The organism is Qipengyuania citrea, from assembly GCF_024171405.1.
GTDB lineage: Bacteria > Pseudomonadota > Alphaproteobacteria > Sphingomonadales > Sphingomonadaceae > Qipengyuania > Qipengyuania profunda.
The window spans coordinates 794,153-808,510 of record NZ_JALJZT010000002.1; the positions used below are offsets into that span (position 1 = coordinate 794,153).

The 14,358-nt window shown below is 65.3% G+C and carries 14 protein-coding genes; 6 read left to right on the forward strand and 8 right to left on the reverse strand.

From position 1 onward, the window contains the following. Positions 1 to 81 precede the first annotated feature (81 nt). Positions 82 to 1,047: an RcnB family protein gene (locus J2S32_RS04825; RefSeq protein ID WP_253517176.1), complete on the forward strand. Its 966-nt coding sequence runs from the start codon at positions 82 to 84 to the stop codon at positions 1,045 to 1,047. A gap of 88 nt (positions 1,048 to 1,135) precedes the next feature. On the opposite strand, the gene J2S32_RS04830 is transcribed toward J2S32_RS04825, so the two are convergent. Continuing rightward, on the reverse strand, positions 1,136 to 1,690 hold the full coding sequence (locus tag J2S32_RS04830) for a cytochrome b (RefSeq protein WP_253517178.1): 555 nt from the start codon (positions 1,688 to 1,690) through the stop codon (positions 1,136 to 1,138). Between the two features lie 99 nt (positions 1,691 to 1,789). On the opposite strand from J2S32_RS04830, the gene J2S32_RS04835 reads away from it, so the two are divergent. Next, positions 1,790 to 2,458 carry a prolyl hydroxylase family protein gene (locus J2S32_RS04835; protein WP_253517181.1) on the forward strand — a complete coding sequence of 223 codons (669 nt, stop codon included), beginning with the start codon at positions 1,790 to 1,792 and terminating at the stop codon, positions 2,456 to 2,458. A 6-nt stretch (positions 2,459 to 2,464) separates the two neighbouring features. Here the strand turns inward: J2S32_RS04835 and J2S32_RS04840 are convergent, their stop codons facing one another. The 3 genes from J2S32_RS04840 to J2S32_RS04850 all read right to left on the reverse strand — a co-directional run bounded on the left by J2S32_RS04840 (position 2,465) and on the right by J2S32_RS04850 (position 6,641). Beyond that, complete coding sequence (locus J2S32_RS04840) at positions 2,465 to 3,586, reverse strand: PAS domain-containing protein (protein WP_253517184.1); 1,122 nt, start codon at positions 3,584 to 3,586, stop codon at positions 2,465 to 2,467. Between the two features lie 119 nt (positions 3,587 to 3,705). Then, positions 3,706 to 5,334: a lysine--tRNA ligase gene (locus J2S32_RS04845; protein ID WP_253517187.1), complete on the reverse strand. Its 1,629-nt coding sequence runs from the start codon at positions 5,332 to 5,334 to the stop codon at positions 3,706 to 3,708. Between the two features lie 359 nt (positions 5,335 to 5,693). Continuing rightward, positions 5,694 to 6,641 carry a hypothetical protein gene (locus tag J2S32_RS04850; protein WP_253517190.1) on the reverse strand — a complete coding sequence of 316 codons (948 nt, stop codon included), beginning with the start codon at positions 6,639 to 6,641 and terminating at the stop codon, positions 5,694 to 5,696. A 196-nt stretch (positions 6,642 to 6,837) separates the two neighbouring features. Here J2S32_RS04850 and J2S32_RS04855 point away from each other — a divergent pair, with 196 nt between their 5' ends. Both J2S32_RS04855 and J2S32_RS04860 read left to right on the forward strand, forming a co-directional pair. Beyond that, positions 6,838 to 9,579 carry an ATP-dependent DNA helicase gene (locus J2S32_RS04855; RefSeq protein WP_253517195.1) on the forward strand — a complete coding sequence of 914 codons (2,742 nt, stop codon included), beginning with the start codon at positions 6,838 to 6,840 and terminating at the stop codon, positions 9,577 to 9,579. A 10-nt stretch (positions 9,580 to 9,589) separates the two neighbouring features. Further along, positions 9,590 to 10,117 carry a SixA phosphatase family protein gene (locus J2S32_RS04860; RefSeq protein ID WP_253517197.1) on the forward strand — a complete coding sequence of 176 codons (528 nt, stop codon included), beginning with the start codon at positions 9,590 to 9,592 and terminating at the stop codon, positions 10,115 to 10,117. Positions 10,118 to 10,766: 649 nt separating this feature from the next. Here the strand turns inward: J2S32_RS04860 and soxR are convergent. After that, complete coding sequence (soxR, locus tag J2S32_RS04865; RefSeq protein WP_253517200.1) at positions 10,767 to 11,204, reverse strand: redox-sensitive transcriptional activator SoxR; 438 nt, start codon at positions 11,202 to 11,204, stop codon at positions 10,767 to 10,769. A 122-nt stretch (positions 11,205 to 11,326) separates the two neighbouring features. Here soxR and J2S32_RS04870 point away from each other — a divergent pair, with 122 nt between their 5' ends. Continuing rightward, positions 11,327 to 11,698: a VOC family protein gene (locus tag J2S32_RS04870; RefSeq protein WP_253517203.1), complete on the forward strand. Its 372-nt coding sequence runs from the start codon at positions 11,327 to 11,329 to the stop codon at positions 11,696 to 11,698. 17 nt (positions 11,699 to 11,715) lie between these two features. Here the strand turns inward: J2S32_RS04870 and J2S32_RS04875 are convergent, their stop codons facing one another. The 3 genes from J2S32_RS04875 to ubiA all read right to left on the reverse strand — a co-directional run bounded on the left by J2S32_RS04875 (position 11,716) and on the right by ubiA (position 13,479). Then, positions 11,716 to 12,039: an ArsR/SmtB family transcription factor gene (locus J2S32_RS04875; RefSeq protein WP_253517210.1), complete on the reverse strand. Its 324-nt coding sequence runs from the start codon at positions 12,037 to 12,039 to the stop codon at positions 11,716 to 11,718. A 79-nt stretch (positions 12,040 to 12,118) separates the two neighbouring features. Further along, positions 12,119 to 12,571, reverse strand: coding sequence for a tRNA (cytidine(34)-2'-O)-methyltransferase (locus tag J2S32_RS04880; protein WP_253522941.1), 453 nt, complete (start codon positions 12,569 to 12,571; stop codon positions 12,119 to 12,121). A 5-nt stretch (positions 12,572 to 12,576) separates the two neighbouring features. Then, the gene (gene ubiA / locus J2S32_RS04885; protein ID WP_253517212.1) at positions 12,577 to 13,479 is read right to left on the reverse strand and encodes a 4-hydroxybenzoate octaprenyltransferase; all 903 of its coding nucleotides are present in this window, start codon (positions 13,477 to 13,479) and stop codon (positions 12,577 to 12,579) included. Positions 13,480 to 13,597: 118 nt separating this feature from the next. Here ubiA and J2S32_RS04890 point away from each other — a divergent pair, with 118 nt between their 5' ends. Continuing rightward, positions 13,598 to 14,353, forward strand: a complete 756-nt coding sequence (locus J2S32_RS04890; RefSeq protein ID WP_253522943.1) for a 16S rRNA (uracil(1498)-N(3))-methyltransferase — start codon at positions 13,598 to 13,600, stop codon at positions 14,351 to 14,353. The last annotated feature ends 5 nt before the right edge of the window (positions 14,354 to 14,358 follow it).

Here is a 14,358-nt window from a genome sequence, read left to right on the forward strand (position 1 = left end):
GGCCGTTGTGTTACAAATTGCGACATCGACAAATGCCGCGGGTGGTGGAGCGGTACCAAGCGTAAGAAGAGGACACGCTCCATGAATCTGACCAAGCTCCTGAAAGGAAGCGCGCTGAGCGCTCTCGCTGCGGCGATGGCGATCACCGCCCTGCCCGCAGAAGCCGAAGCGCAATCGCGCGACCGGCAGGAACGCGCCCAGCGCGACCGCGGCGATCGTGGCGAAACTCGCCAGCGACGCTCCGCTCCGCGCGCAGAGCGCCAGGAGCGCAGCGAACGCCGCGCCCAGCCCCGCGAGGCACAGCGCCCGCAACGCGTGGAGCGAGTGCAGCGCACGGAATCGCGTGGCAACAATCGCGCGGACATTGCGCAGGCCCGTGGCTCAAGCACTTCGGACCGGCGCGGAGAAGCGGCTCGCGAACGCAACAGCCGGCGCGAGATCCAGCAGCGTACCCGCAGCTCCACGGGCGATCGCAACCGCGCCAATGCCGACCGCGACCGCGACCGCGCCAATGCTGATCGCAATCGCAGCGAACGGCGAAGCGAACAACGGACCGACCGACGCGAAGACGCGCGCCGCGAAGCCTATCGCGACGGTCGCCGCGACCAGCGCGAGCGCAACACGCGCGAGGAGCGCCGCAGCCGTAGCGATACCAATCGGACCAGTTCGCGCAGCGTGCGTCACGACAATCGCCGGGCGCGTTATTACGACGGACGCCAGTGGCGTGATTACGATCGCTGGGACCAGCGCCGCTGGCGCAACAACAATCGCTACGACTGGCAGCGCTATCGCTACAACAATCGCAGCACCTACCGGCTTGGTCGCTATTACGCGCCCTATCGTAACTACAATTATCGCCGCCTGAGCATTGGCCTGCGGATTGGCAGCCTGTTCTTCGGCAGCCGCTACTGGATCAACGATCCCTGGCGGTATCGCCTGCCCGAGGTCTACGGCCCCTACCGCTGGGTGCGCTATTACGACGACGTGCTATTGGTCGATATCTACAGCGGCGAAGTGGTCGACGTGATTCACAACTTCTTCTGGTAAGTCACGCCGCCGACCGGATTTCGTGAGCGGTCCCGCCGGCAATCAGGCCCCCGCCAGGTGACTGGCGGGGGCTTTTTCGTAGCCCGCCTCAGCCCGGCACCTTGCCGAAGGGCAACATGCGGAAAATACCGCCGTTGCGATCGAAGAAAGTATGCTTGAGCGCGCCGAGTATGTGCAGGCCTATCAGGGCAATGAAAATCGATCCACCCAGGGCATGGGCGTCGAAAATCTGACCTGCCAGATCGCTATTCTCGCCGACCGGGAGCGCGGGAATGGTGAACAGTCCGAAGACGTCGATCGTACGTCCTCCCAGCGAATTGGCCAGCCACCCGCCCAGCGGAAGACCGATCAGCAGGACATAGAAAATCGTATGCACCGTGCGCGCCAGTGCAGCTTCCCAGCGGGCGAGGTCAGCGGGAAGCGGCGGAACGCGGTGCGTGAACCGCCACATCAGCCGACCCAGGGTCATAGCGAGGATCACCATGCCCCAGGCCTTGTGATAGCCGAAAACTTCCGCCTTGAGCGGCATCTCCAGCGATCCAACGCGTTCGGCGATCTGCCAGTTCATGATCACCAGGATCGCGATTGCCCAGTGGAACAGCATGGCTCCCTTGGAATAGCGGCGTGCGTGCGTCTCGCTCATCATTCACTCCCTATGGATAGGACGCCATCCTATTGCTCGCGACCTGCCCGGCAAGCGGCTTACTTGAAGCCCTGCGCATGCTTGCTAACAAGGGCCCCGATGACAAAGACCGCTACCGTTCCCGACCAGGATGCTCTCAAACGCGTCGGCGCCATGGTGCGCAAGCGCCTTGATGCCGACCCGCAGGCATACAAGATCCCCACCGATCGGGCAGAAATCTACGCCATTGGCAATTTCCTCTCGCCCGATGAATGCCAGCGCCTGATGGGCATGATCGATGCCGTCGCGCGCCCGAGCGAGCTGCACGAAACCGCCTATATCGCCAAGTTTCGCACCTCCTATTCGGGCAATTTCGATCCGCACGATCCGTTCATCAAGGCGATCTCGCGGCGGATCGACGATCTGCTCGGACTGCCGGGCAAGACGGGGGAAAACATCCAGGGCCAGCGCTATCTTCCCGGGCAGGAATTCAAGCCGCACAATGACTGGTTCTATACCGACCAGGAATATTGGCAGCTGGAACGCAAGCGCGGCGGGCAACGCTGCTGGACCGCGATGGCCTTTCTCAACGAGGTCGAGGAAGGCGGGCATACGCATTTCGTCGAGATCGGCGCCTCGATCGAACCGAAACCCGGCGTGCTGATGGTGTGGAACAATGCCACGCCCGAAGGGCTACCCAACGAGGACACGCTCCATGCCGGGACCCCGGTGATCGCGGGACAGAAATACGTGCTGACCAAGTGGTTCCGCACGCGCAAACACGGGTAACCCTGCTCAGTCGAGCGCGCGCGCCGCTGCCGGTACGCGGATGGTGGCCTGGAACCCCGTGGGTTCGAAGCGCATCTCGACCCCGCCGCCAAGGCCCCGAATAACGCCTTCGATCAGCCGCGTGCCCGAACCCGTACCCTTGATCTCGGGATTGGCCGCAAGCGGGATCGCGCCCTGTCCGCGCGTCTCCTCCCATTCGATCACCAGCGTGCCTTCCGCGACCTCCCAGTCGATCGTGACCTTGCCGTCCTGATGCGCCAGCGCGCCGTATTTGAGCGCATTGGTCGCCAGTTCGTGCAGCGTCAGGCCCAGCGGCGTGACATGCTTGCGCGGCAATTCGATGAGTTCGCCGCCAAGGTCGATGCGGTCGCCGCGCGCACTGCGATAGGGCCGCATGACCGCTTCGACGAGATCGCGCAGGTTGCTGCGGTCGTGATTGAGCCCTTCTGCCGCCAGCGAGACCCGGTGCGCCCCCGCGAGTGCTTCGACCCGCCGCTCGATCTTGCTCGAAAGTTCGCCCACGTCCTGCGAATTGCGCGCCGACAGCCGGACGATGGCGACTAGGACGGCAAACAGATCGTCGGTCCTGTGCCGCAATTCCTCCGCCACGCGCTCGTTCTCGACAATCGTCTCGCGCGCGGCGAGCAGTTCGGTGATGTCCCATTGCGAACCGAACAAATACGCCAGATCGCCATTCTCGTCGTAGATCGGGCCGACATGGACCGCGTTCCAGAAAGACGAACCGTCCTTGCGGTAATTGAGGATATCGACGACCGTATATTCCCCGCTCCGCACCGCTTCGGCGAGCTTTACGACAGCCGAGGGCTTGGTGCCGCGCCCCTGCAGGAAGCGGCAATTGCGGCCGATAATCTCGTCGCGGTCATAGCCAGTCAGATCGACAAAGGCCTGGTTGCAATAGACCAGCGGGCAATCGTCCTGATGCGGATCGGCGATGGACAGCGCCATGCGTGTCTGTTCGGTCGTCTGCAGGAATAGCTGCGACGAGCCGATCTTGAGATCGGCAAGACGGCCGACCATGCGCGCTTCATGCTCGGCGCGTTCGACTGCCTTTTCGACCCCGCTGGAAGGTGGAGTCCGCCCGTTGTTGCCGTCCATGGCGCGACCCATGGCGCCTCCCCTCGTCTCTGCTTCCGATCTATCCGGCGCAGAGACTGTCGCGGTTGGACAGGGATTGCAAGTCCCGGCCCCGGCGTTTCTGTCAGGCTTGGTCGAGGTTCCTGGACCGGTCAGCCGCGCGCCAGCGCCTCGGCAATGAGCTTGCGCGTATTCGCGACCCCGTAAAGCGCGATGAAACTGCCCATGCGCGGGCCCTGGTCGCTGCCGAGCAGCGTCTGATAGAGCGCCTTGAACCAGTCGCGCAGCGAGGCGAAGCCATAGTCTTCGCTTTTGCCGATCTCATAGACCTGCGTTTGCAGGTCTTCGGCACTGGTATCTTCAGCGGCCCCCGCAAGATAGCTGTCGAGGGCGCGCAGCGCGTCCGTTTCGTTGGCGGTGGGCGCGCGCTTGGACAATGTCGGGACGATGTAGTCGCGCGTATAGGTAACCGCAGTACCGATCAGCACTTCGAGTTCGGGCGTGATGCGGCCATCGCCGATATAGCTGGCGAGGTAATCGCGCAGCGCATCTTCGCTTGCTTCGGCACCCAGCACGCTGGCGAGGTTGAGCAGCAGGCCGTAGGTCACCGGCAGGCTTTCACCTGCACCGGGCGCCTCCGCCTCCTCGAAGCCGCCATTCGCGCGCGCCAGATGCCACACCGGATTGCCGAGCTGCTTGTCGAGCTCCTGCTCGGCCAGCCGCTCGCGGAACTGCCAGTAATCGTCCACCGCGCGCGGGATGACGCCGACGTGCAGCTGCTTGGCGCTCTTGGGATTGGGGAAGATGTAGAAGCCGAGGCTCTCTTCCGAACCATAGGTCAGCCATTCGTCGATGGTCAGGCCGTTGCCCTTGGACTTGGAGATCTTCTCGCCGTTCTCGTCGAGGAACAGCTCGTAGATCAATCCCTCGGGCTTGCGCCCGCCCAGCACCTGCACGATCTTGCCCGACTGCACGCCGCTATCGGTCAGATCCTTGCCGTACATCTCGTAATCGACGCCCAGCGCATACCAGCGCATCGCCCAGTCGACCTTCCACTGCAGCTTGCTCATGCCGCCAAGCGCGGATTGCTCGACCACGCTGCCGTCCTCGTCAGTGAAGCGAATCGTGCCCGCCTCGGCATCGACGACCTCGACCGGCACCTGCAGAACGCGTCCGGTCTGCGGACTGACCGGCAGCACCGGCGAATAGGTCTGGCGGCGTTCCTCGCGCAGCGTCGGCAGCATGATGTCGAGGATCTGCCGATTCTTGCGCAGCACCTGCCGCAGCGCCTCGTCGAAGGCACCTGAATTGTAGCGATCGCTGGCCGAGACGAACTCGTACTGGAAGCCGAAGCGGTCGAGGAATTCGCGGAGCATCGCATTGTTGTGCGCGGCGAAGCTGGCGTGGTCGCTGTCGAAGGGATTGGGCACCCGGCTCAGCGGCAGGTGCAGATTGTCCTGCAACAGCTGCTGGTTGGGCACGTTATCGGGCACCTTGCGCAGCCCGTCCATATCGTCGGAAAATGCGACCAGCCGCGTCTTGCCGTCTTCGGGCTTCGCCCCGATCAGCGCTTCGAACGCGCGGCGCACCAACGTAGTGCGCAGCACTTCCTGGAAGGTGCCGATATGCGGCAGGCCGCTGGGGCCATAGCCGGTTTCAAACAGGACCGGCGAGCCGTCGGGCTTGACCCCATCGGGATAGCGTTTGAGCAGGCGCTGCGCCTCCTGGAACGGCCAGGCCTTGGACACGCGTGCAGCGGTGATCAGATCGGTCATGCTCATGTGAAACGCCATTGCGGGTGACCGCCGCTTTCGCAAGTGCGAAGTGTTGGACGCGTGTTGGAACGCGCGAAGCCGAGACCAGTCACATGGACCGCATGGACCACGGTCCTGGAAGAGAAAACCCGCCGGGCCCTTCGGCAGATGCGATAGAGGTAGCGCTCAAGAACAAAGGTCTGCGGCATGCGCCGGGGAGTATCCGGAAAGCGCGGTGTAGGACAGACGTTAGCTTATATCGAACAAGGCGCGACGAACGACGCTGCGGCCCGATATGCTGCGATGGGCACAGTCGCCAATAGGGGCGCCTACTCGTGGAGTAGACGCCCCTACCGCTGCGACACCTATCGAGGGTCAGGAGGGATTTAGGTCGTCGCAGGTCGCCAGCCGCGCAGTTCGGGCCAGACATTCGAGTACTGGCTGAGATCGATGCCCGGCTTGCGATCGGTGAAACGGGTACCAATCGATTGCAGGATGAGGCGGGCGCGCTTGGCACGGGCCTTGTGCGAGGCGAAGGGGTTGGCGCGATCGGGCCGCGCGTTGATCATCCGCTGGAGCAGGCGCCCGCGCTCGGCACGGCTAGGCGGCAATTCGCTTGGCAACTCGACTGCTGCGCCATTGCTGGTAGCGGGGGATAGCGACTTGCTCGCCAACGTGCTGCCCGCTTCAGCGGCATCCGCCGTCACAGCGGCTTCGCGCTCCACAATCGGCGACGCACCGACGATTGGCCGCTCGATAACCGGCGTGTCGCCGGTGCGACGACGGCGCCGCGAGCGGAACAGCAGCAGCGCTGCCAGACCGATTCCCCCTGCGCCAAGGAGCGCGAAGAGCAGGGCCGCGCTCGAGGCGTCCCCTACGGGCTCCTCAACCGGTACGATTTCGGCCGAAGGGGCAGACTGCACCGCGCTTGCGCCAACAGGGAGAGGAGCTTCCTCCGCTGCTGCTGCGGTATCCGCGGTGGCCACGGGTGCAAGAGTCGCTCCTGCAGCGGTTGTAGTTGCTGCCGCGGGTTCCCGAGCTTCCGCACGAGGTGGCGTCGGGGTAGCCTGCGTGGTCCGCGTGGTCGCGACCGGTGCGGGATCGTTCACGACCGGGGGTTCGACCACCGGTTCGGCCTGCGGCATGTCGATCACGATCGGAGCAGGTGCGGGCGCCGAAATTACGATCGGAGCGGGCGATGCGGCCGGCGTTGGCGCCGGCAAATCGAGCACGATCGGTGGCGCTTCCTGAGCCATGGCGGCTGGTGTATGGAGCGCGGCCATCGCGGCAATCGCGATAGGGGCGCTGGCGATCATATGGCGGGTCTTGGTCATGCCAATAGAACGGGCATGATTTCGCCACAGTTCCTGTCATCTGGCGTTCATGAAACTCCAAATAACTGATATTGCAGGTGTTCTTAAAGCCGTTTCGCGGCCAAGCACCGACCGCTTGCGACGAACCGAAACGCACTTGGCATAGTCTCGTCGCCCTCTGTTTACTTTTCGTTCCCGCCCTTACATGGTCTTTTCCGTGAGCCATTTGCTGCCCCTCCCCGCTCTTCATGCCAGCCACGCCGGAACCTGGCTGCGCGATCCGAATGGGTCGACGCGTGGCTGTTCGAAGGGCGAGGCGGTCATGGCCGCCGCCGATACGCCGCAGCTGCTGATGAATGCGCCGCTGGTGGCCAGCCGGCTCGGCTATCCCGACCTGTCGGGGCTCGACCTGCTCGAACTGTTTGCCTTCGTCCACCCGGCGACCTTCTGCGTGCCCACGCCCAAGGGGCTGGCACATGCGCTGGGGCTGGACGAACCGGCGGACGATGCGGGCGTGCCCCTGCTGCTGCAACAGGCCGCAGGCGTGCTGGTGGCGACCTGCGAGAGCGAGAACTGGTCGCAGCGCGAAGGCGCGTGGTCTTCGCTGCAATCGCTGGCGCGGCTGCGCTGGCCTTGGGCAGGTGTGCTCGCGCCGCATATCAAAAGGCCCGATCGGGCGGAGAAATGGCTGTTCAGCCGCCTGCCCGAATGGGAGGAGACGCCCGACCGTCCGCAGCCTGCTCAGGTGCTGATCGACGAACCCGCGATCGAGGCGCAGCTCGAACGGCTGACCGGCGAAGGCGCGGAACGGCGCGAGGGCCAGCGCGCGTTTTCAAAGGGTGCAGGGCATGTCTTCGGCCCGCGCGACAGCCAGAAGCGCCCGCATATCCTGCTCGCACAGGCGGGTACCGGGATTGGTAAGACGCTGGGCTATCTCGCCCCCGCTTCGCTCTGGGCAGAGCGATCGGGCGGGACGGTCTGGGTCAGCACCTATACCAAGAACCTCCAGCGCCAGCTGCGCCAGGAAAGCCGCCGCGCATGGCCCGCCAGCCGCGCCGACGGCTCGCCGCCGGTGGTGGTGCGCAAGGGGCGCGAGAACTATTTGTGCCTGCTCAATCTGGAAGACGCCTTGCAGGGCGGTTTCGCGGGACGTCCTGCAATCCTCGCGCATCTGGTTGCGCGCTGGGCGGCCTATTCGCAGGATGGCGACATGATCGGCGGCGACCTGCCCGGCTGGCTCGGCACGCTGTTCCGCAAGCGCGGGATCGCGGCGCTGACCGACCAGCGCGGCGAATGCGTCTATGCCGGGTGCCCGCATTACCGGAAGTGCTTTATCGAGCGCAGCGCGCGCAATGCGGCACAGGCCGATCTCGTCATTGCCAATCATGCGCTGGTGATGGTCAATGCCGCGCGCGGACGCGATGCCGCCACGCGTCCGACGCGGATCGTGTTCGACGAAGGGCACCACGTGTTCGACGCGGCCGACAGCACCTTTTCCGCCGCGCTGACCGGGCAGGAGGCGATCGAGCTGCGGCGCTGGATCATCGGCCCCGAAAAGAACAGCCGCGGGCGCCGCCGGGGCCTTTCCGCGCGTCTCGCCGATGTCGCCAGCTATGACGATGCGGGCGGCGAAGCGGTCGAGGCGGCGGTCGAGGCAGCCAATGCCCTGCCCGCCGATGGCTGGCTCGGGCGGCTGGCCGAAAGCGGCCCCATCGGGCCGATCGAGGAATTGCTCGCTGCCGTGCGCGCGACCACCTTCGCGCGCGACGAAAGCGGGCTCGAGATGGGCTATGGCATAGAGACCGAGACTGCGCAGCTGCCGGGCGAACTGGTCGAGGCGGCAGGCACTGCGGCGCAGGCGCTGGCAACCATCCGCACGCCGCTGCTCAAGCTTGCGGGACGGCTCGAAGCGATTGTCGAGGACGCGCCCGACTGGCTCGACGGGCAAGGCCGTGCGCGGATCGAAGGCGCGCGCCACTCGCTCGCCTGGCGGATCGACCTGATCGCGGCATGGGAAGCGCTGCTGTCGCGGCTCGGCGGGCCGGCCGATCCCGAATTCATCGACTGGCTGCAGGTCGACCGCAACGATTCGCGCGAATTCGATGTCGGGATCTATCGCCACTGGCTCGATCCGATGAAGCCATTCGCCAAGGTCGTGCTCGAACCCGCGCACGGGGTCATGCTGACCAGCGCCACGCTGACCGACCGCGACGAAACCGGGCCCGACTGGCCGCATGCCATCACCAAGAGCGGCGCGCCGCATCTGGAACTGCTACCGAAGACCGCGGAGGCGCAAAGCCCCTTCGATTACGCGGGCCGCGCCGAAGTGCTGATCGTCACCGATATCCGCAAGGGCGATATCCCAGCGCTGGCGGGTGCCTATGCGCGGCTGATCGAAGCGAGCGATGGCGGCGTGCTGGGGCTGTTTACCGCGATCCGGCGGATGCGCGCGGTCTATGGCCGGATCGCCGACCGGCTCGCGCGCGCCGGGCTGCCGCTCTATGCGCAGCATGTCGATCCGATCGATACGGGCACGCTGACCGACATCTTCCGCGACGATCCGCGCGCCAGCCTGCTGGGCACCGATGCGCTGCGCGACGGGGTCGACGTGCCCGGCCGGAGCCTGCGCTGCGTGGTGATGGAAAGCGTGCCCTGGCCGCGCCCGACGATCCTGCACCGCGCGCGCCGCGCTGCCGCTGCGGAACAGGCAGGCGGCGCCAAGCGCTATGACGACCGCATCATCCGCGCGCGGCTGGCGCAGGCCTTCGGGCGGCTGATCCGCACGCGCGAGGATGCGGGTCATTTCGTCGTGCTTTCGCCCGCCTTCCCCAGCCGGCTGCTGTCCGCCTTTCCCGAAGGCACCCCCGTCACGCGGCTGACACTCGAAGAGGCTTTACAGCGCGTCACCGAGGGTGTTGTTAGCCCCGACCTTTCGACAGCGGAGACCCTGCCCCAGTGATGACGCGCGCATGAAGATCCTCGGCCTGCTGCGTCATGCCAAGTCCGACTGGGGCCAGAGCGACAAGCGCGATTTCGATCGCGGCCTGAACGATCGCGGGCGCCGCGGGGCGCGGGTGATCGGCGATCATATCCGCGCGCATGGGGTGGATTGGGACCGGCTCGTTGCTAGCCCCGCCGAACGCGTCAAGCAGACGCTGGCCGCCGCGCTTCCCGCGCTTGCGCCGCAATGGGACGAGCGGCTGTACCTCGCCGGGACCGACACCATCATGGACGTGATCCGCGAAGCCGGGGGCGATGGTGATGCCCTGCTGCTTTCGGGCCACAATCCGGGGCTCGGCGACATGCTGTTCGAACTGGTCGCACCGAAGAACGAGAACGCGCTCTACGACGAGGCCAAGGTCAAATTCCCCACCGCCGCCTATGCGGTGTTCGAACTCGACATCGACGACTGGGCCGACCTGCGAACGGGCTGCGGCACGCTCGCCCACTTCGCCCGCCCGCGCGATCTCGATGCGGAGCTTGGGCCGGAGTATTGAAGCCGGCTGGTTCGGTTAGAGGTGCAGCACACTCGCTATGTTTTGCCGCTTCTGAGTGAAAAGCGGACATCGGATCCTCCGGCCTAGAACGTGCCACGTTCAGTTGTTGTGGAGCTTCCAGTTACATCTCGTAAAACGCCGCCCTCGTATCTGAAGACAAGCGCGGCTGCGTTGGATCCCTCTCGCAGCAACAGCACCTCCACCTTGATGGGTCCACATGCGGCTGTGCTAAACGGTCCAGCGCTAGCGGACAGGGTTTGATAGCTCGTTGGTTCAAGCTCCTTGAAGAACTCTACGGCTGCCTCCGGTCCAGTCTTCCGGGGGCCTGCGCCAACGTCACCATGGAACGTTGCGAACCGAGCATTCGGTGATATCGCTTTGCCTAGTGTCGCCGCGTCACCTTTCAACGCCAGCCCTATAAGTACCACCGAATGTCGCAAATAGGCGTTGTAAACTGATGCGACGTTACCCTCGCCGACTTGATCTGTTTCGCCACAGCGAAAATCGATAACGGGTGACTGAAAAGATACCGACGCAATCGACGCAATTAATATCCCGCTCATTCAACCTTCTCCGTGCTTGCGTTATCAGAATGTGAAGACGGAAATGCGGGTCGTCCGCTGTGCGGATGCTAGCGAGCCGTCTGCAACTACCGCAAAACCCGCGGCCCCGGTCCGCCCTCGGCGGCGATGTCGTCGGGGTTGTAGAGCTTGCAGGTCTTGAGGCTGAGGCAACCGCAGCCGATGCAGCCATCGAGATTGTCGCGCAGTGCCTGCAGTTGCGCGATGCGGCGGTCGAGGCTTTCGCGGATGGCTTCGCTGATCTTCCACCAGTCGAAGCTGGAGGGGTTACGTCCCTTGGGCAGGCTGCGCAGGTGATCGCCGATTTCCTCGAGCGAGAGCCCCAGTTTCTGCACGATGAGGATAAAGCTGAGGCGCCTGATATCGCTGCGCAAGAAGCGCCGCTGGTTGCCCGCGGTGCGGAAGGATTCGATCAATCCCTTGTCCTCGTAAAAGCGGATCGCCGAGGCAGAAAGGCCGGTCCGGCGCGCCAGATCGCCGATGCTGAGATGGTCGTTCGCATTCATCGATCAGAGTGATAGGCCATTTGAAGCTTGACCTCAAGTGAAGTTGAGGTTGCATATGCCTGTGCATCGCAAACAGGCGGTCCGGCCGAGCCATGGCCCCCGCCCCGCAAAGGAGATGCACCATGGCTACCGGACGACTGGAACACGCGAATATCTCGGTCACCGATCCCGAACGCAGCGCCGCGCTGCTGAAGGACCTGCTCGGCTGGAAGGAACGCTGGCGCGGCCCCTCGCAGAAATACGGGCGTTCGGTCCATATCGGGGCCGAACACGATTACATCGCGCTCTACACGGGCGACCATGTCCGCGGCGAGTTCGCCAAGGGCCACCCGCTCAACCATATCGCCTTCACCGTCGACGATATCGACGCAGCCGAAAAGGCGGTCACTGCGCATGGCCTTACCCCCTTCGGGCATGACGATTACGATCCCGGGCGGCGGTTCTATTTCTTCGATTGGGACGGGATCGAGTTCGAGGTGGTCAGCTATGAATGAGCCCATGCCCCGCGCGCCTATGTTTGCGCAACGCGCCGTTCGCCCGCGGGTCCGTGAAAACCCGACATCGCGGCCAGCGGAACCTCCTCGAACCGGCCCAGCCAGCGGCGCGCGATCTTGGCCAGCGGCACCGGGTTGAGATAATGCCGCTTGCAGCGCCCGTCGCGCTCGGAGGCGACCAGTTCGGCCGCCTCGAGCACGGCGAGGTGCTTGGCCACGGCCTGCCGCGTCATCGGCAGGTCTTCGGCAAGGGCGGACAGCGTCAGCCCGCCCGTTTCGCTCAGCCGGTCCAGCAGGAGCCGCCGCGTGGGATCGGAAAGGGCGGTGAAAGTGTCCGTCATGCGGCCATGGTTAAGAAGGCGCGGCCGAGTCGCTCAAGATTCGGCGCGTCTCCCCCGCCGACTTGTCCACCGCCGGAAACTAGCGCGGCAGGGTGCCGGTCTGGCGCAAGGCCTCAGCCAGCGCGATCGCCGCGCTGGTCGCGACGTTGAGCGATCGCACTTCGGCGCGCATCGGCAGGCGGACCATGGCGTGGCTGGCCGCGGCCACATGCTCGGGCACGCCCGCGCTTTCCTTCCCGAACAGCAGCACATCGTCGGCGCGAAAGGCGAAATCATAGGCCGACCGTGTCGCCTTGGTGGTAAACAGGAGCAATCGCCGTTCACCCAGCCCCGCGCTGAATGCCTCGAACCCGGAGTGGCGCGTGACCTCGACCTCGTCGATATAATCCATCGCTGCACGCCGCACGCGGCGATCATCCCAGGTGAAGCCCAGCGGTTCGATCAGGTCGATACCCGCGCCCATGCACGCGCCAAGACGCAGCACCGCGCCGACATTCCCCGCGATCTCGGGCTCGAACATCGCGATGCGCATACCCATCAGGCATTGCCTACGACAAAGCACGCCGCGGCAACCAGCGCGCCGGTCCAGCGATTGGCACGGAAGCGGTTTAGCGGATTGGCGCCATCGGTCCCGTCGAGCGTGGCAACCTGCCATGCCAGATGCGCGGCTGCGGGGAGCAGCGCGAGCAGTGCCACCCAATCTGCGCGGTAGAGCCAGAAGGCCAGCGCCCACAGCGCGACGGCGCCCGTATAGAACAGTGCCACCCCGCCCTGCACATGCCCGCCCAGCCGCAGCGCGCTCGAGCGGATACCGACCAGCGCATCGTCTTCGCGGTCCTGCATGGCGTAGATCGTATCGTAGCCAATCACCCACAGTGCCGCGCCGGCATACATCGCCGCGAGCGCATCCCAGTGGTCGGCGCGCAACTGCGTCCAGCCGACCAGCAGCCCCCAGGTAAACACCATCCCGAGCCAGGCCTGCGGCCACCAGGTGATCCGCTTCATGAACGGATAGGCGGCGACCAGCGCGACACTGGCGAGCGCCACGCCCTGCGCCAGCGGGCGCAATTGCAGCAGGACCAACAGCCCGATGGCGCACAGTACGAACAGCCAGCCCCATGCGAGCTTCTTCGATACCCGTCCGCTTGCCACCGGGCGCACCGCAGTACGCGCGACCTTCCGGTCGAGATCGGCATCGACGATGTCGTTATAGACACAGCCCGCACCGCGCATCGCGATGGCCCCCAGCAGCAACCAGGCGAGCAGCGCCAGCTGCCAGCCCGCGCCGGTCAGCCAGACGCCCCAGGCGCAGGGCCAGAACAACAGCCACCAACCGATGGGGCGGTCGAACCGCGCGAGCTGCGCCAGATCGCGCGGCATCTGCGGCAGCCGCGCGACGAGGCCGCGGTGTTCGCTATCGGGGACGACGGTTTCATTCATCAGGATGCGCCCTATCAATCTCGTCATCCCAGCGGAAGCCGGGATCGCTGCCGGCCTTCTTGCCAGAAGCGACCCGATCCCGGCTTTCGCCGGGATGGCGGATGTGATTAGAGGGGCCATGCCCGCTACCCCCGCCTGGCCGCCCAAGAGCGCACCCCGCCTGTTTGTCGAACAGCCGCTTTCCGCAAGCGAACCGGTGACGATCGAGGGCAACCAGGCGCATTACCTGTCGAAGGTGATGCGCGTTTCGCCCGGCGATGCGGTGATCCTGTGCGACAATGTCACCGGCGAATGGGCCGCCGAGGTGATCGAGGCCGGCAAGCGGCAGATCCTGCTCCAGCCGCGCGCCCACCAGCGGCCGCGCGAGCCGGTGCCCGATTTCTGGCTCTGCCCCGCGTTGCTCAAGAAGGACCGCTTCGATCTCGTGCTCGAGAAGGCGACCGAGCTCGGTGTGGCGCGGATCGCGCCGGTGCTCACGCGGCGCTGCGTCGCCGACAAGCTCAATGCCGAGCGCGCTGCCGCAATTGTGACCGAGGCGGCCGAGCAATGCGCGCGCACCGCGCTGCCCGAAATCGCGCCCGTGGCGAAGCTCGACGCATTGCTGCGCGACTGGCCGCAGGAGCGCGACCTGTTCTTCGCCGACGAGGAAGGCGGCGAACCTGCCGCCGATGCGTTCTGCTATGCCGATCGCCCCGCAGCGCTGCTGATCGGCCCCGAAGGCGGGTTCGACGAGGCCGAGCGCGCGGCGATTCGCGCGCATCCCGCCACGGTCGCGATCAGCCTCGGCCCGCGTATCCTGCGCGGCGAAACCGCGGCCATTGCCGGGATGGCGGTATGGATGGCCGAAGCGGGCGACTGGCTCGACGCAGATTAATTTCC